Source organism: Proteus sp. GOKU (assembly GCF_015475555.1).
Taxonomy (GTDB): Bacteria; Pseudomonadota; Gammaproteobacteria; order Enterobacterales; family Enterobacteriaceae; genus Proteus; species Proteus mirabilis_B.
Genome location: NZ_CP034105.1, coordinates 87,890 through 113,404, shown reverse-complemented (window position 1 = coordinate 113,404; position 25,515 = coordinate 87,890). Strand labels below are relative to the sequence as shown.

The following is a 25,515-nucleotide window of genomic DNA, read 5'->3' as shown; positions in this document are numbered from 1 at the left end:
CCTAATTTGGTTTATACTCAATATATCAAACTTTGTTAAAAAAGCAGTGCGTACAATCATCTCTCAAGACACATTCTCATAAAAACTCAACAAAGTGTGACTAATGCCCTTAATGTCAATTGGGCTATTATTCATTCTAATGTTAATATAGCGTTGTCGGTTTGTATAAAACAGGTCTCTTCCTATGCAACATTCTCATTTCGATGCAATTGTGATCGGTTCAGGTCCTGGTGGTGAAGGCGCGGCCATGGGGCTTGTTAAACAAGGAAAGCGCGTCGCAGTTATAGAACGTTATAACAAAGTCGGTGGCGGCTGTACTCACTGGGGAACTATTCCTTCAAAAGCCCTACGTCACGCAGTAAGCCGTATTATCGAATTCAATCAAAACCCGCTTTACAGTGACCAATCTCGTCTTATTAACTCCTCTTTCTCTCAAATACTTCGCCAAGCCAGTACCGTAATTAGTCAGCAGACTAAAATGCGTCAAGGTTTCTATGAGCGTAATAATTGTACAATGTATTCGGGCGAAGCTGCGTTTATTGATGAGCACAGGATCAGCGTGCGTTATCCTGATGGCACTTGCGATATTCTTTCAGCAGATAATTTTATTATTGCAACAGGTTCGCGTCCTTATTGCCCGCCAGATGTCGATTTCTCTCATTCTCGTATTTATAACAGTGACACTATTCTCGATTTAGAGCATGAACCTCACCATGTCATCATTTATGGTGCTGGTGTCATTGGTTGTGAATATGCCTCTATTTTTAGAGGATTAAGAGTAAAAGTAGACTTAATTAATACTCGTGATCACCTATTGTCTTTCCTTGATCAAGAGATGTCTGACGCGCTTTCTTATCACTTCTGGAATAACGGCATTGTTATTCGCCATAATGAAGAATATGAAAGTATTGAAGGTGTCGATGATGGTGTGATTGTTCACTTAAAATCAGGTAAAAAAGTCAAAGCAGATTGCCTACTTTATGCGAATGGTCGAACAGGAAACACAGACACACTAGGCTTAGAAAACGTAGGTATTAAAACAGATAGTCGTGGGCAAGTTTCTGTTAATGCACATTACCAAACCAGTTGCGAACACATTTATGCCGTTGGTGATGTCATTGGTTACCCAAGTCTGGCTTCAGCGGCTTATGATCAAGGTCGAATTGCAGCTTTGGCGATCACAACCGGAAAATCAGAAACACATTTAATTGAAGATATTCCGACGGGGATCTACACCATTCCTGAAATTAGTTCTGTTGGTAAAACAGAGCAACAACTCACTGCAATGAAAATTCCTTATGAAGTGGGTCGCTCTCAATTTAAACATCTGGCAAGAGCGCAAATTGCAGGCATGAATGTAGGGAGTTTGAAAATTCTCTTCCACCGTGAAACCAAGCAAATTTTAGGTATTCACTGCTTCGGTGAGCGTGCTGCTGAAATTATTCATATCGGGCAAGCGATTATGGAGCAAAAAGGTGAAGGCAATACTATCGAGTATTTCGTTAATACTACCTTCAACTATCCAACAATGGCAGAAGCCTACCGTGTTGCTGCACTTAATGGTTTAAACCGCTTATTTTAATGCGTTTTGTTTTTCTGCATAAAATGCGGTCATATGTTCACGGATTGTCTCTGCTAACTGTTCATAACGATTACGCAAAGGTGATCCGGGACGATAAACCAATATAATAGAACGTGATGGATTGGGATCAGTACATTCTAGATAACAAACCCCATCACGTTTTTGTTCTTGAGGTACCGATAAATCAGGCAATAAGGTTATTCCACTACCAGCAGCGACCATATTACGCAAAGTCTCTAAACTCGTTGCTCTAAAATGCGTATCTTCTTTCGCCCCCGCTTGGAAGCAGAACCCTAACGCTTGATCGCGTAAGCAGTGCCCATCTTCTAACATTAATAAACGCTGACCCGCTAAGTCGCCCATTGGCACAGACTCGCGTTCATGCCACGGATGTCCTTCATAAATCGCTAACTTCATTGGCTCTTCAAATAGAGGCACTTCAATAAATGGCGCACTCTCTTTTACCATTGCTAAAATAGCACAATCGAGTTTTCCGCTATCTAACTGAGCTAATAAGCTATGAGTTTGTGCTTCATGAAGATACATCTCTAACTTAGGGTAGTTTTTATGTAATTCAGGAATGATATGAGGCAATAAATAAGGGCCAACTGTAGGAATAAGCCCAATATGTAAAGGCCCCGCCATACTTTCGCCTTGCAATGAAGCCATTTCTTGTAGCACTTTGACTTCACGTAAAACGGTTTTCGCTTGATCCACCAGCAATAAACCTTGTTGAGTAAACAAAACCTTACGGCTAGTTCTTTCAAGCAACATCACACCAAGTTCATCTTCAAGTTTACGAATTTGACCACTTAATGTTGGCTGACTCACATGGCAAGAATCTGCCGCACGACGAAAATGTTTATGCTCAGCTAGAGCCACCAGATATTCCAAGTCACGGATATTCATTGCAGATCCCACATTTATTGCTGATAGTTAATGTCTATAGATAATATAGTAACTGATAAATTTTTCTATCAGTCGAATGTTATTCTGTCTCTCTTTTTCGATATTTTCTGAATAAACAACTCAAACAAAAATAATTTCTTTCAATATTATCGGCAATTAAAAATAAAAGAACAGAGTGAAATTCACCCTGTTCTTTTTGAATAACAATAAGTTGTCTCAGATAAACGCTTTTCTTATTTATCCATATCTAAAACTTCTTTGGCTTTTGCTATCGCATAAGCAACCTGTTTTTGAGAAACACCGCCTTTTGCAAGACGTTTATCTAAGCAAGATTGAAGCGATAAAATATCGTACACATCAATCATGATTTTACTGTTAAACATCTGTAATTCAGAAAGAGGGAGTTCTTCAATCGCTTTACCTTGCTCAATGGCGCAAACAACCACTTCACCCACAATATGGTGAGCTTCACGAAATGGCACACCTTTAGCAACAAGATAATCTGCCAGTTCAGTGGCATTCGCATAACCTTGTTTAGCCGCTTCTTCACAACGAGGGCGACGGATTTGGATCCCATCCAGAACAAGCGTTGCCATATGCAAACAATCAGACCATGTATCGATAGCGTCAAATAGCCCTTCTTTATCTTCTTGCATATCTTTATTGTAAGCGAGAGGTAGACCTTTTAAGGTCATCATCATGCCAGTTAATGCGCCTTGTACTCGTCCACATTTCCCACGGATAAGCTCCAGTGCATCTGGGTTTTTCTTTTGAGGCATTAATGATGAGCCAGAAGTCACTTTATCTGATAATTCAATAAAACCCGCTTCACCACTATTAAAGAAAATAAGATCTTCTGCAAAACGAGATAAATGCACCATACCAATAGCCGCAGAGGATAATAGCTCTAAGACATGATCACGATCGGATACGCTATCTAAGCTATTATTGGTTGCACTCGCAAAACCTAACCATCCCGCTAATTGTTCACGATCGATATCATAAGCCGTTCCGGCTAAAGCCCCACAACCTAATGGGCTGACATCTAAACGTTTTAATGCATCAGCTAAACGGCTTTCATCTCTGGCTAGCATTTCATTGTACGCTAAACACCAATGTGCAAAAGTGACTGGCTGAGCTCGCTGTAGATGGGTGTAACCCGGCATCACGGCATTTTGATTCTGTTCTGCGGTGATAACTAAGGCTTTTTGTAGCTCAACAATCGCTTGGCGAAGATGAATGACTTCTTCTTTACACCATAGCTTTAAGTCTGTTGCGACCTGATCATTACGACTACGACCTGTATGTAATTTTTTACCTAAGTCACCCACTTTGGCAATAAGCTTACTTTCAACCCAGCTATGAATATCTTCTGCATCACTTTGTAAAATAGACTGTGGGTTTGCCGTTACTTCTTCTGATAATTCATTTAACGCTTGCTCAAGTTGAGCTTGTTCATCTTGCGACAATACACCAACTGTGACTAACGCTTTAGACCAAGCTACTGAGCCAAAGATATCCTGTTGTGCCAGTCGAAAATCAAACCGCAGTGAATCATTGAATTGTTTAAACCGTTGATCAGCTTCCTGACTAAAACGTCCACCCCAGAGTGCCATAATCGCTTCCTGTATTTATTCTGTGTAATAAAAAAGAGTGAGAGTGATACTTGTTAGCACCACTCTATTGCTTTGCGTTATTTCTTGCTCAGTGCACGAATACGTGATGGCAGGGAATATAAACGGATAAAGCCTTCAGCATGGCTGTGATCATAAACTTCATCTTCACCAAAGGTTGCAAACTCTTCAGAGTACAGGCTGTTGTCTGATTTCTTCTGAATAGCATTTACATGACCTTTATAAAGCTCTAAAACCACTTCGCCATTCACATCTTTTGCCAGTGATTCAGCGGCAGCTTGTAGTGAAGCGCGGATTGGCGTAAACCAGCGACCATCATAAGCCACATAAGACATCTCTAAGCCTAGTTGCTGACGCCATTTAAATGCATCTCTATCAAGAACAAGTTGCTCAACACCACGCAGAGCCGCCATCATGATAGTGCCCCCTGGGGTTTCGTAACAGCCACGAGATTTCATTCCCACTAAACGGTTTTCAACAATATCGATACGTCCGATACCGTGTTTAACACCTAATGTATTTAGTGTATCTAAACATTCAAAAGGTGATTGTGTTTTACCATTTACTGCGACCACTTCACCCGCTTTAACTGTAACGGTGACTAGTTCTGGTGTTTCTGGTGCTTTCTTAGGATCAACGGTCCATGCCCAGCAATCTTCATTTGAGGCATTCCACGGGCTCTCTAATACGCCACCTTCCGTTGAAATATGCCATGCATTTTCATCACGGCTATAAATTTTCTCAAGAGTTGCTGTTGTTGGGATATTACGAACTTTTAGATAATCCAACAGCGCTTCACGAGAACGTAAATCCCACTCTCTCCAAGGAGCAACCACTTTAAGCTGTGGAGCAAGTGCCGCATAAGTGCTTTCAAAACGAACCTGATCGTTACCTTTACCCGTTGCACCATGAGCAACAGCATCAGCACCTAATTTTAATGCGAGTTCAACTTGTGCTTTGGCGATAACAGGACGCGCCATTGAAGTACCTAATAAATAGCTACCTTCATATAAAGCACCTGTTTTTAATACAGGATAGACATAGTCTTTGATAAACTCTTCACGTAAATCAACGACGTAACACTCTGAAGCACCTGACGTTAATGCTTTTTGTTCTACACCCACTAAATCATCGCGGCTTTGACCAACATCAGCAACAAAAGCGACAACCTCACAGTTATCATAATGTTCTTTTAGCCAAGGAATGATTGCCGATGTATCCAATCCGCCAGAGTATGCCAATACGATTTTCTTAATACCTTTAGTCATAGTGATAACCTTCAATTCCCAATTTGTTTAAATTCTGCCAACTACCAAATAGCGATAAGATTTCTAGAGTGATTTTTAAGCTAAAATTCGGGTTCCTACTGCAACACCATTAAATAATGTCGTCAGTTTTTCAGCATGGCGCCAGCTTGCGATTTCAACAGGTCGTCCTAACGTTTTAGCTGCTTCCAATGCTGCGTTTACTTTCACTATCATGCCGTCAGTGATGATGCCCTGATCGATTAACATCTGTGCTTTTTCAGCTGACATCTCAGCAATCTTCTGACCTTTACCATCTAAAATGCCACTGACATCTGAAAGCAGGACTAAATCAGCACCTAATGTTTCAGCAATAGCGGTTGCCGCTTGATCAGCATTCACATTCATCAGCTCACCTTTTTCAGTCATCCCGATAGAACTGATAATAGGGAGATAGCCAGCACCCAATAATAAATTGAGTAAATCAGGAGAGCCGGGAGTTGCATTTCCTACATGACCTAACTCTTCATTGATTTGAGTGACTTTAGCTAATTGTCCATCACCCAAAGAAAGCCCCACGCCATTAAGCCCAAACTTGGTTGCCCACGATAACAAGGTTTTATTGGCACTTCCGGCAAGTGCTCCTGTAATGATGTCTATCTGATCAGCCGGTGTGACACGAAGACCTTGCTTTTTCACCACAGGCAATTGCAATTTGCCCATTAACTCATCCACCAAACAGCCACCACCATGTACGATGACTAAAGGACGAGAATGCGTTGAGCGATATTGTTGTAATGCAGTGAAAAACCGCGTTAACGCTTCTTCATTATCAAGGAGCACACCACCCAGTTTGATAATTAATGGTTCCATGAAACTTCCCTACTCATTATTTAAATAAGTGATTCGGTTTCAGCGAAACCAAACCGAATGTTCATACATTGCACTGCTTGTGCAGCAGCCCCTTTCAGCAAGTTATCTTCAACACCTACCACAATCAGATGTTCACCTTGCTGAGCAAATCCGATATCACAAAATGCGGTTCCTACAACGGCTTTTAATGCAGGCAATCCTTTTTCATAAACACGCACTAATGGTTTATCTTGATAAGCATCTTCAAAGACTTGTCTTACATCCTCTTGTGTCACACCCACTTTTAACTTACAGGTGATAGTGGCTAAGATCCCTCTCGCAAAATTGCCTAAATGAGGTGTAAAAATCACATCAATACCCAGATGTGTTGCAATCTCAGGTTGATGACGATGAGTAAACACACCGTAAGGTTGCAAACTCACTTCACAAAAGCTACTGGTTAGAGAGGCTTTTCTCCCCGCACCACTCACACCGCTGGTGGCATTAATAACAGGCCACTGTGCTGTATCTAAAAGTCCCGCTTCCACTAAAGGTTTTAGTGACAACTGAGAGACGGTTGGATAACAACCCGGCACAGCAATTAATTGTGCCTGACTAATAATGTCAGCATTCCATTCAGCTAATCCATAAACTGCCTGTGATAACCAATCAGTATTCTTATGCTCGAATCCATAGTATTGTTGATAAAAATGCTTGTTTTGTACTCGATAGGCACCAGACAAATCGAATACCACACAACCTTGCTCTAGAAAGATAGGAGCGATGTCATGGCTGACTTCATGAGCTGTTGCGAGAAAAACGATATCAATGTTTTCAGCAGCTTTAGCGACATCAACCATTGGCTCAAGTGGGAGATCCACTAAACCACGATATTGTGGATGAAGTTCAGAAAAGCACTTCCCTGCATCTGCACTTTGAGCTGATACCATCAGTCTGCTCAAATTCACATGAGGATGCTGCTGAAGATAGGCGGCTAATTCAGCGCCAGTGTAACCACTTGCTCCTACAATCAGAGTATTTAACATGTCATTCTTACCTTGTACTATGAACACAAACCGATTAATGTATTTTTATTCAAAAAAAGTGCATGAATATTGATACTATTATGAAGAAAGGCTGTCAACAGTGAATATTAAATTACCTACATTTATTGAGATTTATCGTCAATTAATTGCAACACCCTCTATCAGCGCTACAGACGCTAAGAACGATCAAAGTAATGAAGCACTGATTAATTTGCTTGCTAATTGGTTGGAAACATTAGGTTTTTCAATTGAAATTCAACCTGTACCTGAAACACGAGGCAAATTTAACCTTCTTGCAACATTAGGAACAGGAAAAGGTGGATTATTACTCTGTGGTCACACTGACACAGTACCGTTTGATGAAGGTCGTTGGACGCAAGATCCTTTTACGCTGACAGAGAAAGAAAATAAGTTATATGGCTTAGGCACTGCTGATATGAAGGGCTTTTTTGCCTTTATTCTCGATGCATTGCGAGATGTAGACACTAAGACGTTAACTCATCCTCTCTATATTCTCGCCACCGCTGATGAAGAAACTTCTATGGCTGGGGCACGTTATTTTGCTGCTAATACGGCAATCCGTCCTGATTTTGCCATTATTGGCGAACCCACATCGCTAAAGCCTATTCGTGCGCATAAAGGGCATTTATCGAATGCGATACGCATTACTGGGCAATCGGGCCACTCTAGTGATCCGGAAAAAGGGGTGAATGCGATAGAGCTAATGCATGAATCAATTACTCACCTTAGTACATTGCGCGATACGTTAAAAACTCGCTATAACAACCCTGCGTTTGTTATCCCTTATCCAACGATGAACTTTGGTTATATTAATGGTGGTGATGCAGCAAATAGAATTTGTGCTTGCTGTGAATTACATATGGATATTCGCCCATTGCCGGGATTAACGCTACAAGACTTGGATGATTTACTTCACGAAACATTAGCGCCCGTCAAAGCACGCTGGCCGGGTCGTTTAAGTGTTGAGGCGTTACACGATCCTATTCCGGGTTATGAGTGCCCAACCGATCACAAAATGGTTGCAGTGATCGAAGAACTATTAGGTGAGAAAGCGCAAACAGTGAATTACTGTACTGAAGCGCCGTTTATTCAAGATCTCTGCCCTACCTTAGTTTTAGGCCCAGGTTCTATTGAACAAGCACACCAGCCTGATGAATTTATCGATATGGCATTTATTGAGCCAACGCGTGAATTAATGGGGCAATTAATTGAAAACTTCTGTTTAACAGAAAAAGCGCAATAATAAAAAACCCTATCAGCTTATGTTGATAGGGTTTTTATCTTCAATTAATACTCTAAATAATTCGAGTTACGGATAGGCGATTAGCGTAACCAATTAGTTTTGGCTAGTTGAACAATTTCATCACCTCGACCATTAATAATCGCTTTCATCATATACAGGCTAAAACCTTTTGCTTGTTCAAACTTCACTTCAGGAGGCATTGAGAGCTCTTGTTTTGCAGTGACTACATCCACAATCACAGGGCCATCATGTTCAAAAGCCTCTTTCAGAGCATGATCCAAATCTTCACCTTTTTCTACTCGAATGCCTTTGATACCAGATGCATTGGCAATAGCAGCAAAGTCCGGATTATGTAAATCAGTACCGTCAGTTAAATAACCACCAGCTTTCATCTCCATCGCGACAAAGCCTAATACACTGTTATTAAAAATAATCACTTTAACCGGTAAATTCATTTGAGCTAATGAGATAAAATCACCCATTAACATGGTAAATCCGCCATCACCACACATTGCTACAACTTGACGCTTTCTATCTAACGCCTGCACACCAATAGCTTGAGCCATCGCATTTGCCATAGAGCCGTGATTAAACGATCCCAGTAAACGACGTTTTCCATTCATTCCAACATAACGAGCCGCCCACACTGTTGGCGTTCCGACATCACAGGTAAAAATAGCGTCATCATTTGCTAGTTCACTTAATCGACGCGCCAAATATTGTGGGTGAATAAGTTCACGCTCACTGGGTTGTGCTAGTGCATCCAGATCTTGCCGTGCTTTGGCATAATGTTTTAATGAAGCATCAAGGTGAGTGGTATCTGTTTTCTCTTTTAAACGAGGCTGTATCGCATTTAATGTTGCTTTAATATCGCCAATCATCGCCATATCGACATGGCAATGCGAACCAAGACTGCTTGGATTAATATCAATTTGAATAATATTGGCTTTTGATGGATAAAATGCACGATAAGGGAACTGCGTACCTAATAACACCAAAGTGTCAGCGTTTTCCATCGCATGATAACCCGATGAAAAACCAATTAACCCTGTCATTCCTACACTGTAAGGATTTTTCCACTCAATGTACTCTTTCCCTCGCAATGCGTGTACAACAGGGGCTTTTAAGGTTTGAGCCAGTTTAATCACTTCATCGCGAGCTTGAGCACATCCTGCACCGCACATTAAAGTGATGTTTTTTGCATTATTCAGTGCATCAGATAATTTTTCGATTTCGAAACGATTAGGCATGATGAGTGGAAACTGCAACGGATACCAATTTTCATGCGCATCTTCTGGGGCTGGTTTTAGTGCAACATCCCCCGGCAATACAACAACCGCAACCCCTTTTTTCAAAATAGCGGTTCGCATCGCAATAGCTAGCACTTGAGGGATCTGCTCTGGGTTTGAGACTAATTCACAGTAATGACTGCATTCGCGAAAAAGTTCTTGAGGATGTGTTTCTTGAAAATAATTGCTACCAATTTCGGCAGAAGGAATATGCGCGGCAATGGCTAACACAGGAACATGATTACGATGGCAATCAAAAAGCCCATTGATAAGATGTAAGTTTCCCGGTCCACAAGAGCCAGCGCAAACCGCTAATTGGCCATTAACTGCCGCTTCTGCTCCTGCGGCAAAAGCGGCGACTTCTTCATGGCGGGTTCCCATCCACTCAATCGTTCCCATCTTTCGCAAGCTATCACTTAATCCATTGAGAGAATCGCCTGTCACGCCCCAAATACGTTTTACACCTGCATTATGGAGTACTTTAGCAATATAAGTTGCAACGGTTTGCTTACTCATGGTGATATTTTTCCTCAGTTTTGGGTAAATTGCGCCTCTGCGAGCTACATCTATCTCCTTCCCATATTCTGTTTCTCTTCCTCGCCAGCTTGCAGAGAAAATCATCTTACTAACTCAAATATAAAGAATAACACCAATCACTGTAATGTCACTGTCGTGATAAAGTGAGTACTAATAAAAATGTAAAAATAAAATATCACTTCCAAATACATTCATTAAACTTATAATAACCGCACCAAATAAGAATATATCTCATTAATAACGTATTATTATTTACTAAATGATAGACAAAGTTTGTTTATAGTATTATTTTAATAATTAAAATAATTTTTAATAATGATTTTTCCCTTCACATCTTTATTAACAATTAAGCTGACTCATTTCAGCCTTACCCACTGTCTTTATTAAAAAATTTAACTTTCTTCTATTTGTTAATAAATTTATTACCATTGTATTATTTCATGCCCCATGAAAAAGAGGTATGAAATAAACATGACATTGGTCACGCTACCTTTTGCTTTTTGTCCTCTAGAATAAAGCCTGATTATTTTTCAACGGAGATTAACGGATGGACAAAAGTAGAAGTCCGATAAAGGTTTTCTTTATTAGTATTCTGGCAGTCCTTTTCTTAATTTTTATTTCACAATATGTCATTGGTAAAAAAGAAATTAAGATTGGCATTGCGGTAATACCTATTTTACCAATGCTATTTGCTGTAATTATTGGTATGTGTATATCTGCTGGATTTACCCGTAAAAAAATTAAAGTATGGGGTAAATTATTTACAGAAAAAGAAGAAGGCTTCTGCGGTAAAATGGTAGGTTTCAGCCTGCTTATTTTAGGTACGCAATATGCAGGAATGATTGTTCCTAATATTAAAATGATTTTAAGTGTCGGTATTCCTTTATTTGTTCAGGAACTCGGAAACTTATTACCAGTATTAATTGCGGTTCCATTAGCCATTAAATTTGGATTTGGTCGTCGTGCAATTGGTGCTTGTTCATCTATTAGCCGTGAACCGTCTATCGCTGTTATTCAAGGTAAATTTGGTACAGGCTCTCAGGAATATATTGGTGTATTAGCCATTTATTTATGTGGTTCTGTGATCGGTACTTTATGGTTTAGCGTATTAGGTAGTATTGCTCCATTAACTGGATTACACCCACTTGCTCTTGCAGCAGGCTCTGGCGTGGGTTCGGGTTCAATGTTAAGTGCGGCATCAGGTGCATTAATTAATGGTCTTGATGAAGCATTAGCACAGCAAGTATTAAGTGTTGCCGCTGCATCTAACTTATTATCTTCAGCACTAGGCGCACTGTCATTAACCTATTTAGGTTTACCTCTTTCAGAAAAAATTTATAAAATTTTCACCAGAGGCAAAACTGCATGAAAAATATAATTATTGATATGAAATTTGTATTCGTTGCTATTTTACTGGCAATGTTTACTCAAACGTTAACATCAGGGATCGCTCTTTATGCAATGTGGGATAGCTTTATTGCTATGTCATTAGTGGTATTTATTTCACTCGTTGCAAAACATTATTTACCTTCATCTTTACCAACATTTGCTTATGCAACAATTATCGGGATCCTTATTTGTTTACCCGAAACTCCGGTAAGAGATTTCTTTATTAGTTCTATTGGTAAAGTTTCTTTCTTATCTTGTTGTGTTCCTTTATTAGCATTTGCTGGTTTATCTGTTGGTGGTCAATTAGAAGAACTTAAGAAAATGTCATGGAAAGTTATTCTTATTTTCATGATTGTTTCAACTTGTTGTTTCTTTGGCGCATCAATCGTCGCGCAAATTGGATTTACTATCCAGGGAGTTATCTAATGAATAATATTTATAATGTCAGTGAAAAACTCTTTCAATTAAATGATTTTAGTAAAAAAACACGACAAGACCTGCACAAAATACCTGAGCTATCAGGTGAAGAATATAAAACATCTAAATACTGTCGTGAATTAATGGAAAGTTTTGGTTATCAAATTAAAACTTTTGATGGATATACTGGCTTCACAGCAGACTTAATTGTTAATTCTGAATTTCCATTAATTGCTATCCGTGCTGATATGGACGGATTAGAAATGCCAGACTTAACGAATAATGAATATAGTTCAGTTCACCAAGGTTGTGCACACAACTGTGGTCACGATACTCATATGACTATGGCATTAACCAGTGCTAAATATCTTGCCGAAAATAGAGAAGAGATGAGCGCGAACGTTCGCTTTATTTTCCAAATGGCTGAAGAAGATATGCGTGTACCTGGCGCTGAAAAAATGGTTGAGCTCGGTTGCATGGAAGGCGTTGATGAAACTTACGCACTTCATAACGATGCAGCGATTGAAACAGGTTGTGTTCGCTTTAATGATGGTGTGATGTCATCTTATGGCTCTGCATGGACATTAGATGTTTATGGTGTTTCTGCACATGGTTCAACACCGCACAAAGGTTTAGATGCCATTCGTGAAGCAACCCGTTTAATTGATTATATGGATTATGTTGTTGCAAAGAAAACAGATCCATTTAGCCCAGCGGTCTTTGGTTGTGGCATGATCAATGGGGGAACAATCCCTAATGCATTAGCTGATCACGTACAAGCTCGCGGTACTATCCGTTCTATGGATGAAAATACCGACCAAGTGCTGAAAGCAAGTTTTGATGAAATTGTTGCACGCAGTACAGCTGGCGGATTTAAAACCACATTAAGCTATAGCGGATACCCTGCTGTTGTGAATCACCCAACTGCACACCAGCGTTTGTTAGATGCGATGCGTAAATTCTTACCAGAAGAGAATATTGAATCGAACGGTAAGCCAATGACAGGTAGTGAAGACTTTAGCTATATGGTTAACGCTACAAAAGGCAAAATCGGTGCAATGTTCTTCTTAGGAAGTGGCAATCAAGCGAAAGGTATTAATAATTACCTTCACGCAAATCCTTATTTTGTCGATGATGATTGTTTATTAGTCGGTGCTCAGATTTTTGTTAATATTCTGACTCGCTAATCTCTTATTATTCTGCCCAAAGCCCGTTATTGCCCCCGCAAAAACGGGCTTTTTTCTATTCTGATCTGACGTCTATTCTACAACGCTATTATTCACATTCACTGAACGTAAATCAGGTAATCCTTGGTATACCTCTTTACTGTGCCATTGGGTTTCCCATTGCTCTGGCATCTGAATAATATTTTTATCAATATGTGGCGCATAGAGAGAAATAAACTCATGCATATAATCTTTCATATGAGTATGTTTACTGACACAGATATGGGTATAACTCGGTTGCACTAAATGATCGATATTAATACATTTTAATGCGCCACCATCTTCAATCTCATCATAAGAGGCTGTTGCAATAACACCGATGCCTAAATGGCGCTTAACATAGTATTTAATAATCTCAGTATCCGTCGCGGTTAACGCCACCTTAGGCTTAAGATTATTTTTATAAAATACCTTGTCTAATTTAGATCCTCTTGTAAAACCAAAAACATAAGTAATCAGTGGATATTCAGCCATTTGTTCGATGGTAACCTGCTCATCATCTTTCAATAACGCAAGAGGATGATCATAAGGAACTAATAAACTGCGAGTCCAGCGGTAGCAAGGCAATGTAATAAGATCTTCATAAAGGTGCATAGATTCTGTTGCGATAGCAAAATCTACATCGCCATTTTTAACCATCTCTGCTAATTGAGCGGGTGCGCCTTGATGAAAATGTAGCGAAATATTAGGATAATAGCGACGAAAGTGATCAATCACATTCGGCAATGAATAACGTATTTGAGTGTGTGTTGTCGCAATATGTAAATCGACTTTTTTATTACGATCTTCTTCAGCCACAATGCTCTTGATTCGGTCAACCTGCCCAAGAATATCGCAAGCAATTTTATGGACTTCTTTACCCATCGGGCTCAATGCTAATAAGTTATTATTTTTACGCACAAACAGCGACACACTTAATTCATCTTCTAATATTTTTAGTTGCTTACTGATTGTCGGTTGTGAGGTATAGAGTTTTTCAGCCGCATTAGTAATGTTGAAATTATTTTTCACGACTTCAACAAAGCTTTTCAGTTGATTAATGTTCATAGAGGTACCTGGGTTAATCTGCACAAATGCGCGGTTAATTATTAATTTTATAAATTTTTATTCTAAATATGAGTAATAGATAAACTATCTTTAATATCTCTGTCGTGATATCTCGTCATACTATCTTGATTTAATCTTATAATAAGAATAGCGAGATCTATTCTATTATCCACATTTTCACTTTCACTATTCGAAAGAATAATAAAGCAAAATAAGGTGTTATTATTTTATACTTATCGATCAACCTTTGTATTATGCACAATGCTCATACAAATACGTTAGCCTATATCAAAAATAAATAGGTGATAGACATAACACATTGTTATTAAAATAAAAAATAAGTTTATTTGCTTGTTTTTCTATGTGATACTTTCGGTCAACTTAACGCAAATTAACCATTAGTAACACCATGAATTTTACACAAAAGCAGAATTACGTTATGATATTGATCACATTTTAATACATAGAGGCTCTGTTTTGTTATATCAAAACAACAAAGAAAAATTCCTAATATCTTATTCAATCTTATCTATACTTAATAAATATTCCCTTATCTATTAGCTTAATATCACTATTTAATTTTGGTAGAAGTAAGCTGTTTTTTAGTGAATTTTTATCACTCACTCTTCTCGCTAACAAATAGTCACTTCATTTCTTTTAATTAATTGATAAACAAAAAAATCACAAATACCTTAATAAAGGTCACTTAATATGAAAATGAAGAAAAAAAGAAATAAACCACTACAAATCAATGACATAACCATTATTGATGATAGTAAGCTCAAAAAAGCCATTACTGCTGCCGCATTAGGTAATGCCATGGAATGGTTCGACTTTGGTGTTTATGGCTTCCTTGCTTACGTTTTAGGTCAAGTCTTCTTCCCGGGTGCATCACCTGGCGTACAGATGATTGCAGCTCTCGCGACATTCTCCGTCCCTTTCCTTATAAGACCTTTAGGGGGTGTTGTATTTGGGATGTTAGGGGATAAATTTGGTCGTCAGAAAGTCTTATCTGTCACCATCATTATTATGGCGCTTAGTACGTTTGCCATTGGTCTTATTCCTGCTTATGAAACCATTGGTATTTGGGCTCCTGTTTTATTATTACTCGCTAAATTAGCGCAAGGTTTCTCCATTGGTGGTGAATATTCAGGAGCGGCGATTTTCGTTGCTGAATACTCACCAGACCGTAAACGCGGATTTATGGGGAGCTGGTTAGACTTTGGTTCTATTGCTGGTTTTGTTATGGGTGCAGGTGTAGTTGTACTTATCTCAACTATTTTGGGTGAAGCCGCATTTCATGAATGGGGATGGCGTATTCCGTTCTTCTTAGCATTACCGTTAGGTCTTATTGGCTTATATTTGCGTCATGCTTTAGAAGAAACACCTGCATTCCAACAACATGTTGATGCAATGAATAGCGACGACCGAAAATCTATTCAAGATCCACCTCGTGTTTCATTACGTGAAATTGCATCGAAATATTGGAAAAGTTTAACCGTCTGTGTAGGTTTAGTGATTGCCACTAATGTCACCTACTATATGTTATTAACCTATATGCCGAGTTATTTATCTCATAACCTAAATTATTCGGCAGATCACGGTGTGCTGATCATCATCGCGATTATGATAGGTATGTTATTCGTACAACCTGTAATTGGGTTATTGAGTGACAAAATTGGCCGTAAACCCTTTGTTATTGGTGGTAGTATTGGCTTGTTTGTCCTTGCTTACCCTGCGTTTATGATGATTAACAGTGATGAAATCGGTTTAATTTTCTTAGGATTATTAATTCTTGCGGTTTTACTTAACTGTTTTACTGGAGTAATGGCATCCATTTTACCTGCCATATTCCCGACCCATATTCGTTATAGTGCATTAGCAATCGCATTTAATATCTCAGTATTAATTGCGGGTGCAACACCAACAGCAGCAGCTTGGTTAGTTGAAGCAACCGGTGATTTATATATGCCTGCTTATTATCTGATGATTGTTGCTGTTGTCGGCTTGATAACAGGTATCAAGATGATCGAAACCGCAAATAAACCTTTACGAGGTGCAACACCTGCGGCGTCGGATAAATCAGAAGCTAAAGAAATTTTATCAGAGCACTATGATAGTATTGAACACCGTGTTGAAGATATCGAAGCGGAAATTGAAGCATTACAGAAAAAACGCCAAGCCCTAATCGATCAACATCCTAAGTTAGATTAAGAGAGGTTACATGCACCCGTCTTCTGTTCATTTAGTCTGGTTTCGTAATGATTTAAGAGTGACGGATAACAAGGCACTCTTTAACGCTTGCCAAGATAAACAAGCACAGGTGCATGCTCTTTTCACCGTAACGCCTGAACAATGGAAAGCCCACAATATGGCTTTGTCATGTCAGGCGTTTATTCATGATGCTTTACTCGATCTTTCAATATCGCTGGCAAAACTTAATATTCCACTGACATTAGTGATTTGTGATACTTATTCAAATGCAGCCGATAAAGTGGCCGAATATTGCCAACAACATCAAGTTAGCGCGCTTTTTTTCAATCACCAATATGCCCTTAATGAACAACACCGTGATAAAAAAGTTACTGAGTTACTAGAAAATAAAACCACCATTTATGCTTATCATGACAATGTGTTTATTCCACCGGGTAATGTAGTCACACAACAAGGGGAGATGTATAAGGTTTTTACTCCCTTTAGAAACGCATTTTTACGACTCTTTTTTTCACAAGATAACGCTTCGTTACCTATCCCAGAAATAAGAACATATCAAAAAACAGTCTCTCCTTTAAAAGCGCCGCTATTTTCACTTGAAGACACAAACACATCTTCTTTTATCGCTACGGAAGAAGAAGCACTTAAACGTTTAAAACAGTTCTGCTATGAAAGTGTCCCACATTATGCAAAATGGCGAGATATTCCGGCAGTTGATGGCACAAGCCGATTATCACCCTACCTTTCTATCGGTCTGTTATCTATTCGCCAATGTTTTAATCGCCTTTACCAAACTGAACCTGATTTCTTAGAAAACAGTGCATCAGGCGCATTTGTTTGGTTTAACGAGCTTATTTGGCGAGAATTTTACCAACACTTAATTGTGGCAAATCCCAATTTATGCAAACACATTGCTTTTCAGCTTTGGACAGAAAAAATCAATTGGCGTAACGAACAAGATGAATTTAACGCTTGGACTCAAGGCTTAACAGGCTTTCCGATTATTGATGCTGCAATGCGACAACTTAACCAGACAGGTTGGATGCATAACCGCTTACGTATGCTCACGGCGAGCTTTCTTATCAAAGACTTGTTAATTGATTGGCGTTGGGGTGAGCGTTATTTTATGTCGCAACTCATTGATGGCGATTTCGCATCAAATAATGGGGGTTGGCAGTGGGCTGCATCAACAGGAACAGATGCCGTACCTTATTTTCGAATTTTTAATCCTACTACCCAAGGACGTAAGTTCGATCCTGATGGTGAGTTTATCCGCCATTGGCTTCCTGAACTCGCCGATGTGCCTAATCGATATATTCATACCCCTCACGAATGGTCAGCAAAAACCAATAACTCTCTCGATTATCCATTACCCATTGTTGATCACGCCAAAGCACGAATAAGAGCTATTGAGTCTTACGAAAAAGCTAAAAAATAAAAAAACAGCGCTATTATTAAGCGCTGTTTTTATTTCTAAATATTGGTGACTCTAGCCTGTATTACGCATACCTGCGGCAATACCTGCAATAGTGACCATAAGTGCCTGTTCAATACGAGGGTCTGATTCGCTATGAGTACGAGAACGCTGTAACAACTCAGCCTGAAGTACGTTTAATGGATCTGTATACACATTACGTAGTGCAATAGATTCAGCAACCCACGGCAAATCCGCCATTAAGTGTTCATCTTTTGAAATCGCCAAGACACTCTTAATATCATCAGAAAGTTGCTGACGTAATTTAGATCCTAATGGCCATAAACGCTCTTCAACTAAACGTTGATCGTAATATTCTGCTAACCATAAGTCCGCTTTAGCATACACCATTTCTAACATCGCAATACGTGTATTAAAGAACGGCCAGTTCTCACACATATCGTCTAATACCGCTTGTTTTCCACTATCAATTTCATGCTGTAATGCCGCGCCAGCCCCCAACCAAGCAGGTAGCATTAAGCGGTTTTGAGTCCAGGCGAAGATCCACGGAATAGCACGCAAGGTTTCAACACCACCAGTAGGGCGACGTTTTGCAGGACGTGAGCCTAATGGTAGTTTACCCAACTCGCCTTCTGGCGTTGCCGCTCTAAAGTAAGGAACAAAGTCTTCTTGTCCTCGTACATAGTCACGATACATTGCACAAGAAACGTCAGACAAGGAATCCATTACCTCAATCCAAGGCGCTTTTGGCTCTGGTGGTGGTAATAAATTCGCTTCTAAGATTGCACCTGCATAGTGAGCAAGGCTACTGATAGTGACTTGTGGTAATCCGAACTTAAAGCGGATCATTTCGCCTTGTTCTGTCACACGCAGACCACCTTTTAAACTTCCTGGTGGTTGAGAAAGTAATGCTGCATGTGCAGGCGCACCACCACGACCAATCGTACCGCCACGTCCGTGGAATAGTGTTAATGTCACACCTGATTTTTCACAGAGCTTAATTAATGCATCTTGAGCACGATATTGTGCCCATGATGCTGCCATCACACCCGCATCTTTTGCTGAGTCTGAATAGCCAATCATCACCATTTGTTTGTCATCAATTAAATCGCGATACCAAGGAATATCAAACAAACGCGTCATTACGCTTTCAGCATTATTTAAGTCATCAAGCGTTTCAAATAAAGGGGCAACAGGTAATCGAATATTCGCGCCAGCTTCTTTCAGTAATAGCTTTACAGCTAATACATCAGAAGGTACTTTTGCCATTGAAATCACATAAGAGGCGATAGAATCTTTAGGTGATTCAGCAATCACACGGCAAGTCTCAAATACTTCTTGAGTCGCTGCACTTGGTTGCCAATTAGTTGGGATCAGTGGACGCTTAGAATTTAATTCTTCAAGTAAGAACGTTTGTTTCTGATCTTCAGACCAATTTGCATAATCACCAAGCTCTAAATACTGTGTCAATTCAGAGAGTGCTTCAGTGTGATTGGTACTTTCTTGGCGAATATCGAGCTTAACTAGCTGTAAGCCAAAGCAACGGATACGACGTAATGTATCTAACAGTTGCCCATTAGCGATAATACGCATACCGCACTGAGTCAGTGATTGATAACAAGCGTATAGCGGATCCCAAAGTTGGGCATTATCAATTAATAGCCCTTCAGGAGGTAAGGATTGCTGTCCTTTAATACGTTGTTCTAAATAATCACGAGTGACTTGTAAGCGAGTACGTAACTGTTTAGCAATTTCACGATATGGCTCTGCAACTTCAGCACCACCCGCTAATTCACGTAGCTCAGGTGTACTTTCTGTCATTGAAAGTTCTGAAACAAGAACTTGAATATCATTTAAGAATAAATCAGCGGCTTTCCAACGGCTTAATAGTAAAGCATGGCGTGTGATCTCAGCCGTCACATTTGGGTTACCATCGCGATCTCCGCCCATCCATGAAGTAAAACGAATAGGAGAAGCTTCTACTGGTAAGTTGTAATCAATGGATTCTTTAAGCTGCTCATTAAATTCACGTAAAAAAGCAGGAACACCTTCCCATAAGCTATTTTCAACAACCGCAAATCCCCATTTCGCTTCATCAATAGGTGTTGGGCGAATTTTTCTAATTTCATCCGTGTGCCATGATTGGGCAACTAACTGACGCAGACGGCGCATAATATTAGTACGCTCATAATCTGCTAGATCGTCATGGTCGAGTTGAGATAAACAGGTATTTACTTCAACCAGCTTATGAATAAGTGTACGACGTGCAATCTCGGTTGGGTGCGCCGTTAATACCAGCTCGATAGAGATTTGCTCTACCGCTTCTTTTAATTGCTCGTCGGTAAAATTCTTATCTTTTAGTCTGGTGATCAGTTTTGCCAATGCCACAGGATTACTCGCCGCTTCACCGTGAGGTGAAATGCTATGGTATTGTTCTGCCACGTTCGTCAGGTTTAAAAATTGATTGAATGCTCTAGCAACAGGTAATAATTCATCATTAGAGAGATTCTGTAACGTCAGCAACAGTTTTTGTCGCTGAACTTCATTACCTGCTCGTGATGATTTAGATAGTTTTCGAATTGATTCAACTTTATCTAAAATTTCTTCACCGAGTGCTTCTTTTATCGTATCTCCAAGTAGCTTGCCAAGCATACTGACATTGCTACGCATAGCAGAATATTGTTGATTCATAAGACTCCTGACCTTGTCTTTGTGGCGGTAACAACATGCTTCTTCCTATTAGAAAAGTCATGTCCTCCCAGTTGTGTAATTAACTTTCATTTCTGATGTGACTTTATTTTGATTTTTGTGATAAGCCACACTGCTTTTTTTACTTAGCCTACTATTCATATCAGAAAATAATCGTTTTGGGGGATTTTTCTGAAATTTAATTACGGCTTTAGTCTTATAAGAATGACTAATATCCATGCTGTTCTAGCTCAATTTTACCTAGAATAAGGACTTTTTTTCGTTTCTTATCTACTACGAAGAGTTTTTTACTAGAAAGGGCGAGATACGTGAAAATTTATCTGGCGAGAAATTTAGATGATTTTTTTTAATATTGATAAATTGTCTGGTCGATTTTTTGGTTTTTAGCTAATTTTGCTGGTGGGTTATGACTCGTATTCCTATTTCATCGCTTATTTTTATTCTTTTTTACATTTTTACTAGGCTACGATTTCCAATTAAGTTTTTTATAAGACAAAAACGAATAAAGCGCTGAATATCAGCGCTTTAAGTTAAGAATAACGAATTGTCTTTCAGTAAATTAAGTTGTCTGTTGTAAATAATGTGGTTAATCGAATTGTACTCTTAATAACGTTCAAACACGTTGTAACCGTACTTCAACTTCCACTCAAGACGCTTAAATTTCACATCATGAGCTACTGACAAAAGTTCTCTTTAGCTTGATGGTTCACCTCCGTCATTTCATTTCTTAGTGGGACAATCTGTCTTACTACCTTTGACATCAATCGCTCCTTTGTGACTAGAGATGCTTCAAGTATAGCCAAAGAATTTAAAAAAATTGAGTGATATGACACAAAAATGACAAAAGGTTATCGGCATAAAATAACCCGCTGATAACCTTTATAAAAAAGAAATAATTAAATTACAGTAACTGGGAAAGGCGGTTTAAATCTGACTGAATTGCGCCTGCGGTCACATCTCTGCCGGCTCCCGGCCCTCTGATCACAAGGGGGTTATCACGATACCAACGGCTTTCAATCGCAAATAAATTATCACCCGGTAATAGCGAGGCAAGAGGATGATCTTTTCTCACAGCTTCAACGCCGACTTTTGCTTTACCATTAGCATCAAAACGGGCGATATAACGTAATACCATATCCATTTCATTTGCAGCAGCTAATCGTTGTGCCATCTGTTCATTGATCAATGCACTGTTATCAAAAAACTCTTCTAGCGAACCAGTTTCAGCTTGTACAGGTACTAAAGATTCCACTCGTACTTGCTCTGGCTCGATGTCATAACCTGCTTCACGAGCAAGAATAACCAGTTTACGCATCACATCTTGCCCTGATAAATCAATTCGTGGATCAGGCTCTGTTAATCCTTGTTGCCAAGCTTGTTCCACCAGCTCACTGAAAGGCACTGTGCCATCAAATTGCAAGAATAACCAAGAGAGCGTGCCAGAGAAAATACCGCTAATTGATAAAATAGTGTCACCACTTTCACGCAAATCGCGTACCGTATGATTAATCGGTAAACCTGCACCGACTGTTGCGTTATATAGCCAATGGCGACCTGTTTTAGAAAACGCATCTCGTGTGGCGCGATAACGCACACTTGAAGCTGAGCCCGCAATTTTATTTGCACTGATAACATGAAAACCGTAGCTAGCAAAATCTTCATAAGAGGCAGCAAGAGACTCATTAGCCGTAATATCAACAACCACTAAATCATCATAAGGATGAGCTCTCATCCAAAGATAAAGCGACTCTTCATTATGCTCTGTCGCTTCCTCATCAAAGAAAGCCAATGCACGACTTGGATTAATACCTTGATAATCAAGTAAACTACGACGGCTATCAACGACACCCGCAAGAATAAATTCAAAATCACTACGTGCTGATAAAGGCTCTTGTTCGCGAGCAAACAATTCTAACCAACGTGAACCAATATTCCCTTTACCAAACAGTACTAAGCCAATCTGTTTTTCAGCTCTAAATAGCGTTTGATGTAAACCTTGCAGTAGATGCTCAGTATAATTACGCAATACTGCAACTAAGCTGATGTTATCTTCAGCATGCCAAATAAATTCAACAGGTTGGTCTTTAAGTTGTTGATAGAAACGATGACAATGAAGTGGATTTTTACAAACACCTGCACCGACTAAAGCTACTAGTGAGAAGCCTTCTCGTAGATGTAATTTTCCCGGTAAAACCGCATCTTGTAATACATCTAATGCACTGTTAGCGACTTCACTGGTATAGCAAAGCTGTAAAAGTTGGCTGTCTTTATCAACACCAGTCGCTAAAGGACGGATTTGCGCACGTTTAAGTAATTCATCAACCTCCTTCGCCACTTGTTCAAAGTTTTGATGAGAGGGAAGTTGGAGTTCAATCAAACAAACATCATCATGGCTAGTAACGATTTTAGCGCCTGTTCCTGATGCCAAAACACGTTCTATACGCGTTGAACCTTGTTCTGGTTGATAACTACAACGAAGTTGCAAATCAATATTACTGCCTGAAACGGGTTGAAGTGTGCGTGTATGTAAAACGGGGGCAGCTAATCGAGCCAATTCGCTCGCTTCATCTAAACGCAACAATGGCAATAAACAAGCATCTTTAACTTTGCGAGGATCCGCACTATAAACACCGGCAACATCACTCCAAATTGTGACTTTACCGACATCCGCTAAAGCACCCACTTGCGTGGCAGAGTAATCGCTACCGTTACGACCTAATAAGACCGTTTCACCTTGTTGGTTGCGACTAATAAAACCGGTTACAACAAAACGACTTTCAGGGTGTTTAGCTAATAGTGATTGTAATAATGGACGAGATAAAGTTTCGTTTACTTGAGGCTGAGCTGCTCTCTCAGCACATAAGAATTCACGCGCATCTAACCACACGCTAGGTAAACCCTGCTCTGTCAGTAGATTTGCCATTAATCTTGCAGACCAAATTTCACCATGACCGACAACTTCTGCATAAGTTGCGTCTGTGATAGGTTTATCCAACAAATAGCTTAAACGTTCAAGATCAGCAATAAAAGCTTGAGAAAGTAATTCTGCATTCTCTTTTGAAAGTAGCCCTTCAATTAAAGATAATTGGTAACGACGCAAAGTTTGCTGAACTTGATGGGCAGAAATACGATCACTTTGGCTAAGTTTCAGCCAGCTAATCAACTGATTCGTCGTCGAGCCCGCCGCAGAAACCACCATTAGGTCATTAGGTTGGCTATAGTTCGTCATGATATTCACGACACGTTGATAACATTTTATGTCCGCAAGACTGCTACCACCGAATTTATGTAACTGACGGCAAATCGGCTCCGCCTGTTGTTTAATCGCCACTACGCTCATGATCCATGGTTACCTTTTAGTTGCTGCATCAAACGCACTTTGCAAATCGTTGATTAAATCCTGACTATCTTCAATACCCACCGAGATACGAAGTAATGAGGGGCTGATCCCTGCTACTTTTTTCGCTTCTTCTGACATACCTGCATGTGTCATGGTGGCAGGGTGACAAATTAAGGTCTCTACCCCACCTAAAGATTCTGCCAGTGTAAAGAGTGTTAATTGAGATAAAAAGAGTTTAATCACATCCAATCCCCCTTTTAACTCAAAACTTAACATCGCACCGAAACCTTGTTGCTGTTTTTTTGCTATTTGATGACCAACATGATTTTCCAGTGCGGGGTAATACATTTTTTCGACTAAAGGCTGTGCTTGTAAGAATGCCACTAATGCCTGTGCATTTTCTTGTTGAAGTCGAATTCGAGGCACTAATGTTCTTATACCTCTTAATAATAAATAGCTATCAAATGCGCCAGAAGTGACGCCAATATTATTCGCCCACCAGCTTAGCGCCTCAAGCTGTTTCTGACACTGACAGATAACAACCCCTGCCACAATATCTGAGTGTCCATTGAGATATTTTGTGCATGAATGCACAACAATATCTGCTCCTAATGCTAATGGCTTTTGCAAAACAGGGCTCATAAAGGTGTTGTCAGCAACCACTAAAGCACCGTGTTGATGAGCAAGTTCACTGATTTTTCGAATATCCGTTATTCTTAAAAGAGGATTACTTGGGGTTTCGATAAAAACAATTTTAGGGTGATGTGCTAAAGCCTGTTTCAGTGCGACATCATCATTTTGATCAACAAAAATCACACGATAGGCACCACGCTCTTGTTGGCTGTTAAAAAGACGATAACTTCCTCCATAACAATCATGAGGTGCAACAATCACATCGCCAGGTTTTAGAAAAACGGTACAAATTAAATGAATTGCTGACATTCCACTGCTAGTGACAACTGCGCCTACGCCACCTTCTAACTCTGCTAATGCCTTTTGCACCATATCGCGTGTTGGATTACCTCGGCGAGAATAATCATGATCACGAGGCTGATTGAATTCTAAAAAATTATAGGTACTAGAAAGATAGATAGGCGGTACGACACAACCAAATTGAGTGTCTTCATTTAGCCCATTATGGATAGCAATTGTTGCTGTTTTCTTCGTCATACAGGCACCTTGTCACAGCGATAAGTGGAGAAGTCTACAACAGCATATCCAATTAGACACCAAGACGTCAATACATCTAGCCATCTAAACTCCTTTACGGATAGATTAAGTAATGGAATAATACCTAAATTGAGAATATCGCCAGTGACTGTTACTTTTTCTCTCACCCTCAGCCAGAAGAGTCGATGGTTTTAGAAAAGTCATGATAAAC

At 39.6% G+C, this 25,515-nt stretch carries 17 protein-coding genes; 7 read left to right on the top strand and 10 right to left on the bottom strand.

The features are described from left to right. Window positions 1-184: 184 nt before the first annotated feature. Window positions 185-1,582 (top strand): Si-specific NAD(P)(+) transhydrogenase, encoded by a 1,398-nt coding sequence (sthA, locus tag EHE21_RS00505; protein ID WP_069366816.1) that lies wholly within the window; start codon window positions 185-187, stop codon window positions 1,580-1,582. Here the strand turns inward: sthA and oxyR are convergent. From oxyR to argC, 5 genes are all read right to left on the bottom strand, one after another. After that, the gene (oxyR, locus tag EHE21_RS00500; protein WP_075672972.1) at window positions 1,574-2,491 is read right to left on the bottom strand and encodes a DNA-binding transcriptional regulator OxyR; all 918 of its coding nucleotides are present in this window, start codon (window positions 2,489-2,491) and stop codon (window positions 1,574-1,576) included. The genes sthA and oxyR overlap by 9 nt on opposite strands. Before the next feature lie 233 nt (window positions 2,492-2,724). Continuing rightward, the gene (gene argH / locus EHE21_RS00495; protein WP_194951595.1) at window positions 2,725-4,107 is read right to left on the bottom strand and encodes an argininosuccinate lyase; all 1,383 of its coding nucleotides are present in this window, start codon (window positions 4,105-4,107) and stop codon (window positions 2,725-2,727) included. Window positions 4,108-4,184: 77 nt separating this feature from the next. Next, the gene (locus EHE21_RS00490) at window positions 4,185-5,393 is read right to left on the bottom strand and encodes an argininosuccinate synthase (RefSeq protein WP_088494072.1); all 1,209 of its coding nucleotides are present in this window, start codon (window positions 5,391-5,393) and stop codon (window positions 4,185-4,187) included. Window positions 5,394-5,468: 75 nt separating this feature from the next. Beyond that, window positions 5,469-6,242 (bottom strand): acetylglutamate kinase, encoded by a 774-nt coding sequence (argB, locus tag EHE21_RS00485; RefSeq protein WP_088494073.1) that lies wholly within the window; start codon window positions 6,240-6,242, stop codon window positions 5,469-5,471. A 20-nt stretch (window positions 6,243-6,262) separates the two neighbouring features. Continuing rightward, window positions 6,263-7,267 (bottom strand): N-acetyl-gamma-glutamyl-phosphate reductase, encoded by a 1,005-nt coding sequence (gene argC, locus EHE21_RS00480; RefSeq protein ID WP_194951594.1) that lies wholly within the window; start codon window positions 7,265-7,267, stop codon window positions 6,263-6,265. A 100-nt stretch (window positions 7,268-7,367) separates the two neighbouring features. Here argC and argE point away from each other — a divergent pair, with 100 nt between their 5' ends. Next, complete coding sequence (gene argE, locus EHE21_RS00475) at window positions 7,368-8,531, top strand: acetylornithine deacetylase (RefSeq protein WP_194951593.1); 1,164 nt, start codon at window positions 7,368-7,370, stop codon at window positions 8,529-8,531. 80 nt (window positions 8,532-8,611) lie between these two features. On the opposite strand, the gene poxB is transcribed toward argE, so the two are convergent. Further along, window positions 8,612-10,336, bottom strand: coding sequence for a ubiquinone-dependent pyruvate dehydrogenase (gene poxB / locus EHE21_RS00470; RefSeq protein WP_194951592.1), 1,725 nt, complete (start codon window positions 10,334-10,336; stop codon window positions 8,612-8,614). A gap of 568 nt (window positions 10,337-10,904) precedes the next feature. Between poxB and EHE21_RS00465 the strand changes: the two genes are divergently transcribed. Genes EHE21_RS00465 through EHE21_RS00455 form a run of 3 tightly spaced genes read left to right on the top strand, consistent with a single transcriptional unit; the run spans window position 10,905 to window position 13,350 of the window. Further along, window positions 10,905-11,726, top strand: coding sequence for a DUF3100 domain-containing protein (locus EHE21_RS00465; protein WP_023583450.1), 822 nt, complete (start codon window positions 10,905-10,907; stop codon window positions 11,724-11,726). Beyond that, a complete protein-coding gene (locus tag EHE21_RS00460; RefSeq protein ID WP_006534124.1) occupies window positions 11,723-12,172 on the top strand; it encodes a hypothetical protein in 450 nt (149 codons plus the stop codon). Before EHE21_RS00465 ends, EHE21_RS00460 begins: the two co-directional genes overlap by 4 nt. After that, window positions 12,172-13,350 (top strand): M20 metallopeptidase family protein, encoded by a 1,179-nt coding sequence (locus EHE21_RS00455; RefSeq protein WP_194951591.1) that lies wholly within the window; start codon window positions 12,172-12,174, stop codon window positions 13,348-13,350. Before EHE21_RS00460 ends, EHE21_RS00455 begins: the two co-directional genes overlap by 1 nt. A gap of 72 nt (window positions 13,351-13,422) precedes the next feature. On the opposite strand, the gene EHE21_RS00450 is transcribed toward EHE21_RS00455, so the two are convergent. After that, on the bottom strand, window positions 13,423-14,436 hold the full coding sequence (locus EHE21_RS00450) for a LysR substrate-binding domain-containing protein (protein WP_194951590.1): 1,014 nt from the start codon (window positions 14,434-14,436) through the stop codon (window positions 13,423-13,425). A gap of 711 nt (window positions 14,437-15,147) precedes the next feature. Here EHE21_RS00450 and proP point away from each other — a divergent pair. Beyond that, entirely contained in the window at window positions 15,148-16,650 is a 1,503-nt protein-coding gene (gene proP, locus EHE21_RS00445) for a glycine betaine/L-proline transporter ProP (protein WP_072070617.1), read from the top strand. Window positions 16,651-16,660: 10 nt separating this feature from the next. Next, on the top strand, window positions 16,661-18,088 hold the full coding sequence (gene phrB / locus EHE21_RS00440; RefSeq protein WP_194951589.1) for a deoxyribodipyrimidine photo-lyase: 1,428 nt from the start codon (window positions 16,661-16,663) through the stop codon (window positions 18,086-18,088). A gap of 51 nt (window positions 18,089-18,139) precedes the next feature. Here the strand turns inward: phrB and ppc are convergent, their stop codons facing one another. The 3 genes from ppc to metB form a co-directional block, all read right to left on the bottom strand. Further along, window positions 18,140-20,776: a phosphoenolpyruvate carboxylase gene (gene ppc, locus EHE21_RS00435; protein WP_194951588.1), complete on the bottom strand. Its 2,637-nt coding sequence runs from the start codon at window positions 20,774-20,776 to the stop codon at window positions 18,140-18,142. A gap of 919 nt (window positions 20,777-21,695) precedes the next feature. Then, window positions 21,696-24,134 (bottom strand): bifunctional aspartate kinase/homoserine dehydrogenase II, encoded by a 2,439-nt coding sequence (locus EHE21_RS00430; protein WP_194951587.1) that lies wholly within the window; start codon window positions 24,132-24,134, stop codon window positions 21,696-21,698. A 9-nt stretch (window positions 24,135-24,143) separates the two neighbouring features. Further along, window positions 24,144-25,304: a cystathionine gamma-synthase gene (metB, locus tag EHE21_RS00425; protein WP_194951586.1), complete on the bottom strand. Its 1,161-nt coding sequence runs from the start codon at window positions 25,302-25,304 to the stop codon at window positions 24,144-24,146. Between the last annotated feature and the right edge of the window lie 211 nt (window positions 25,305-25,515).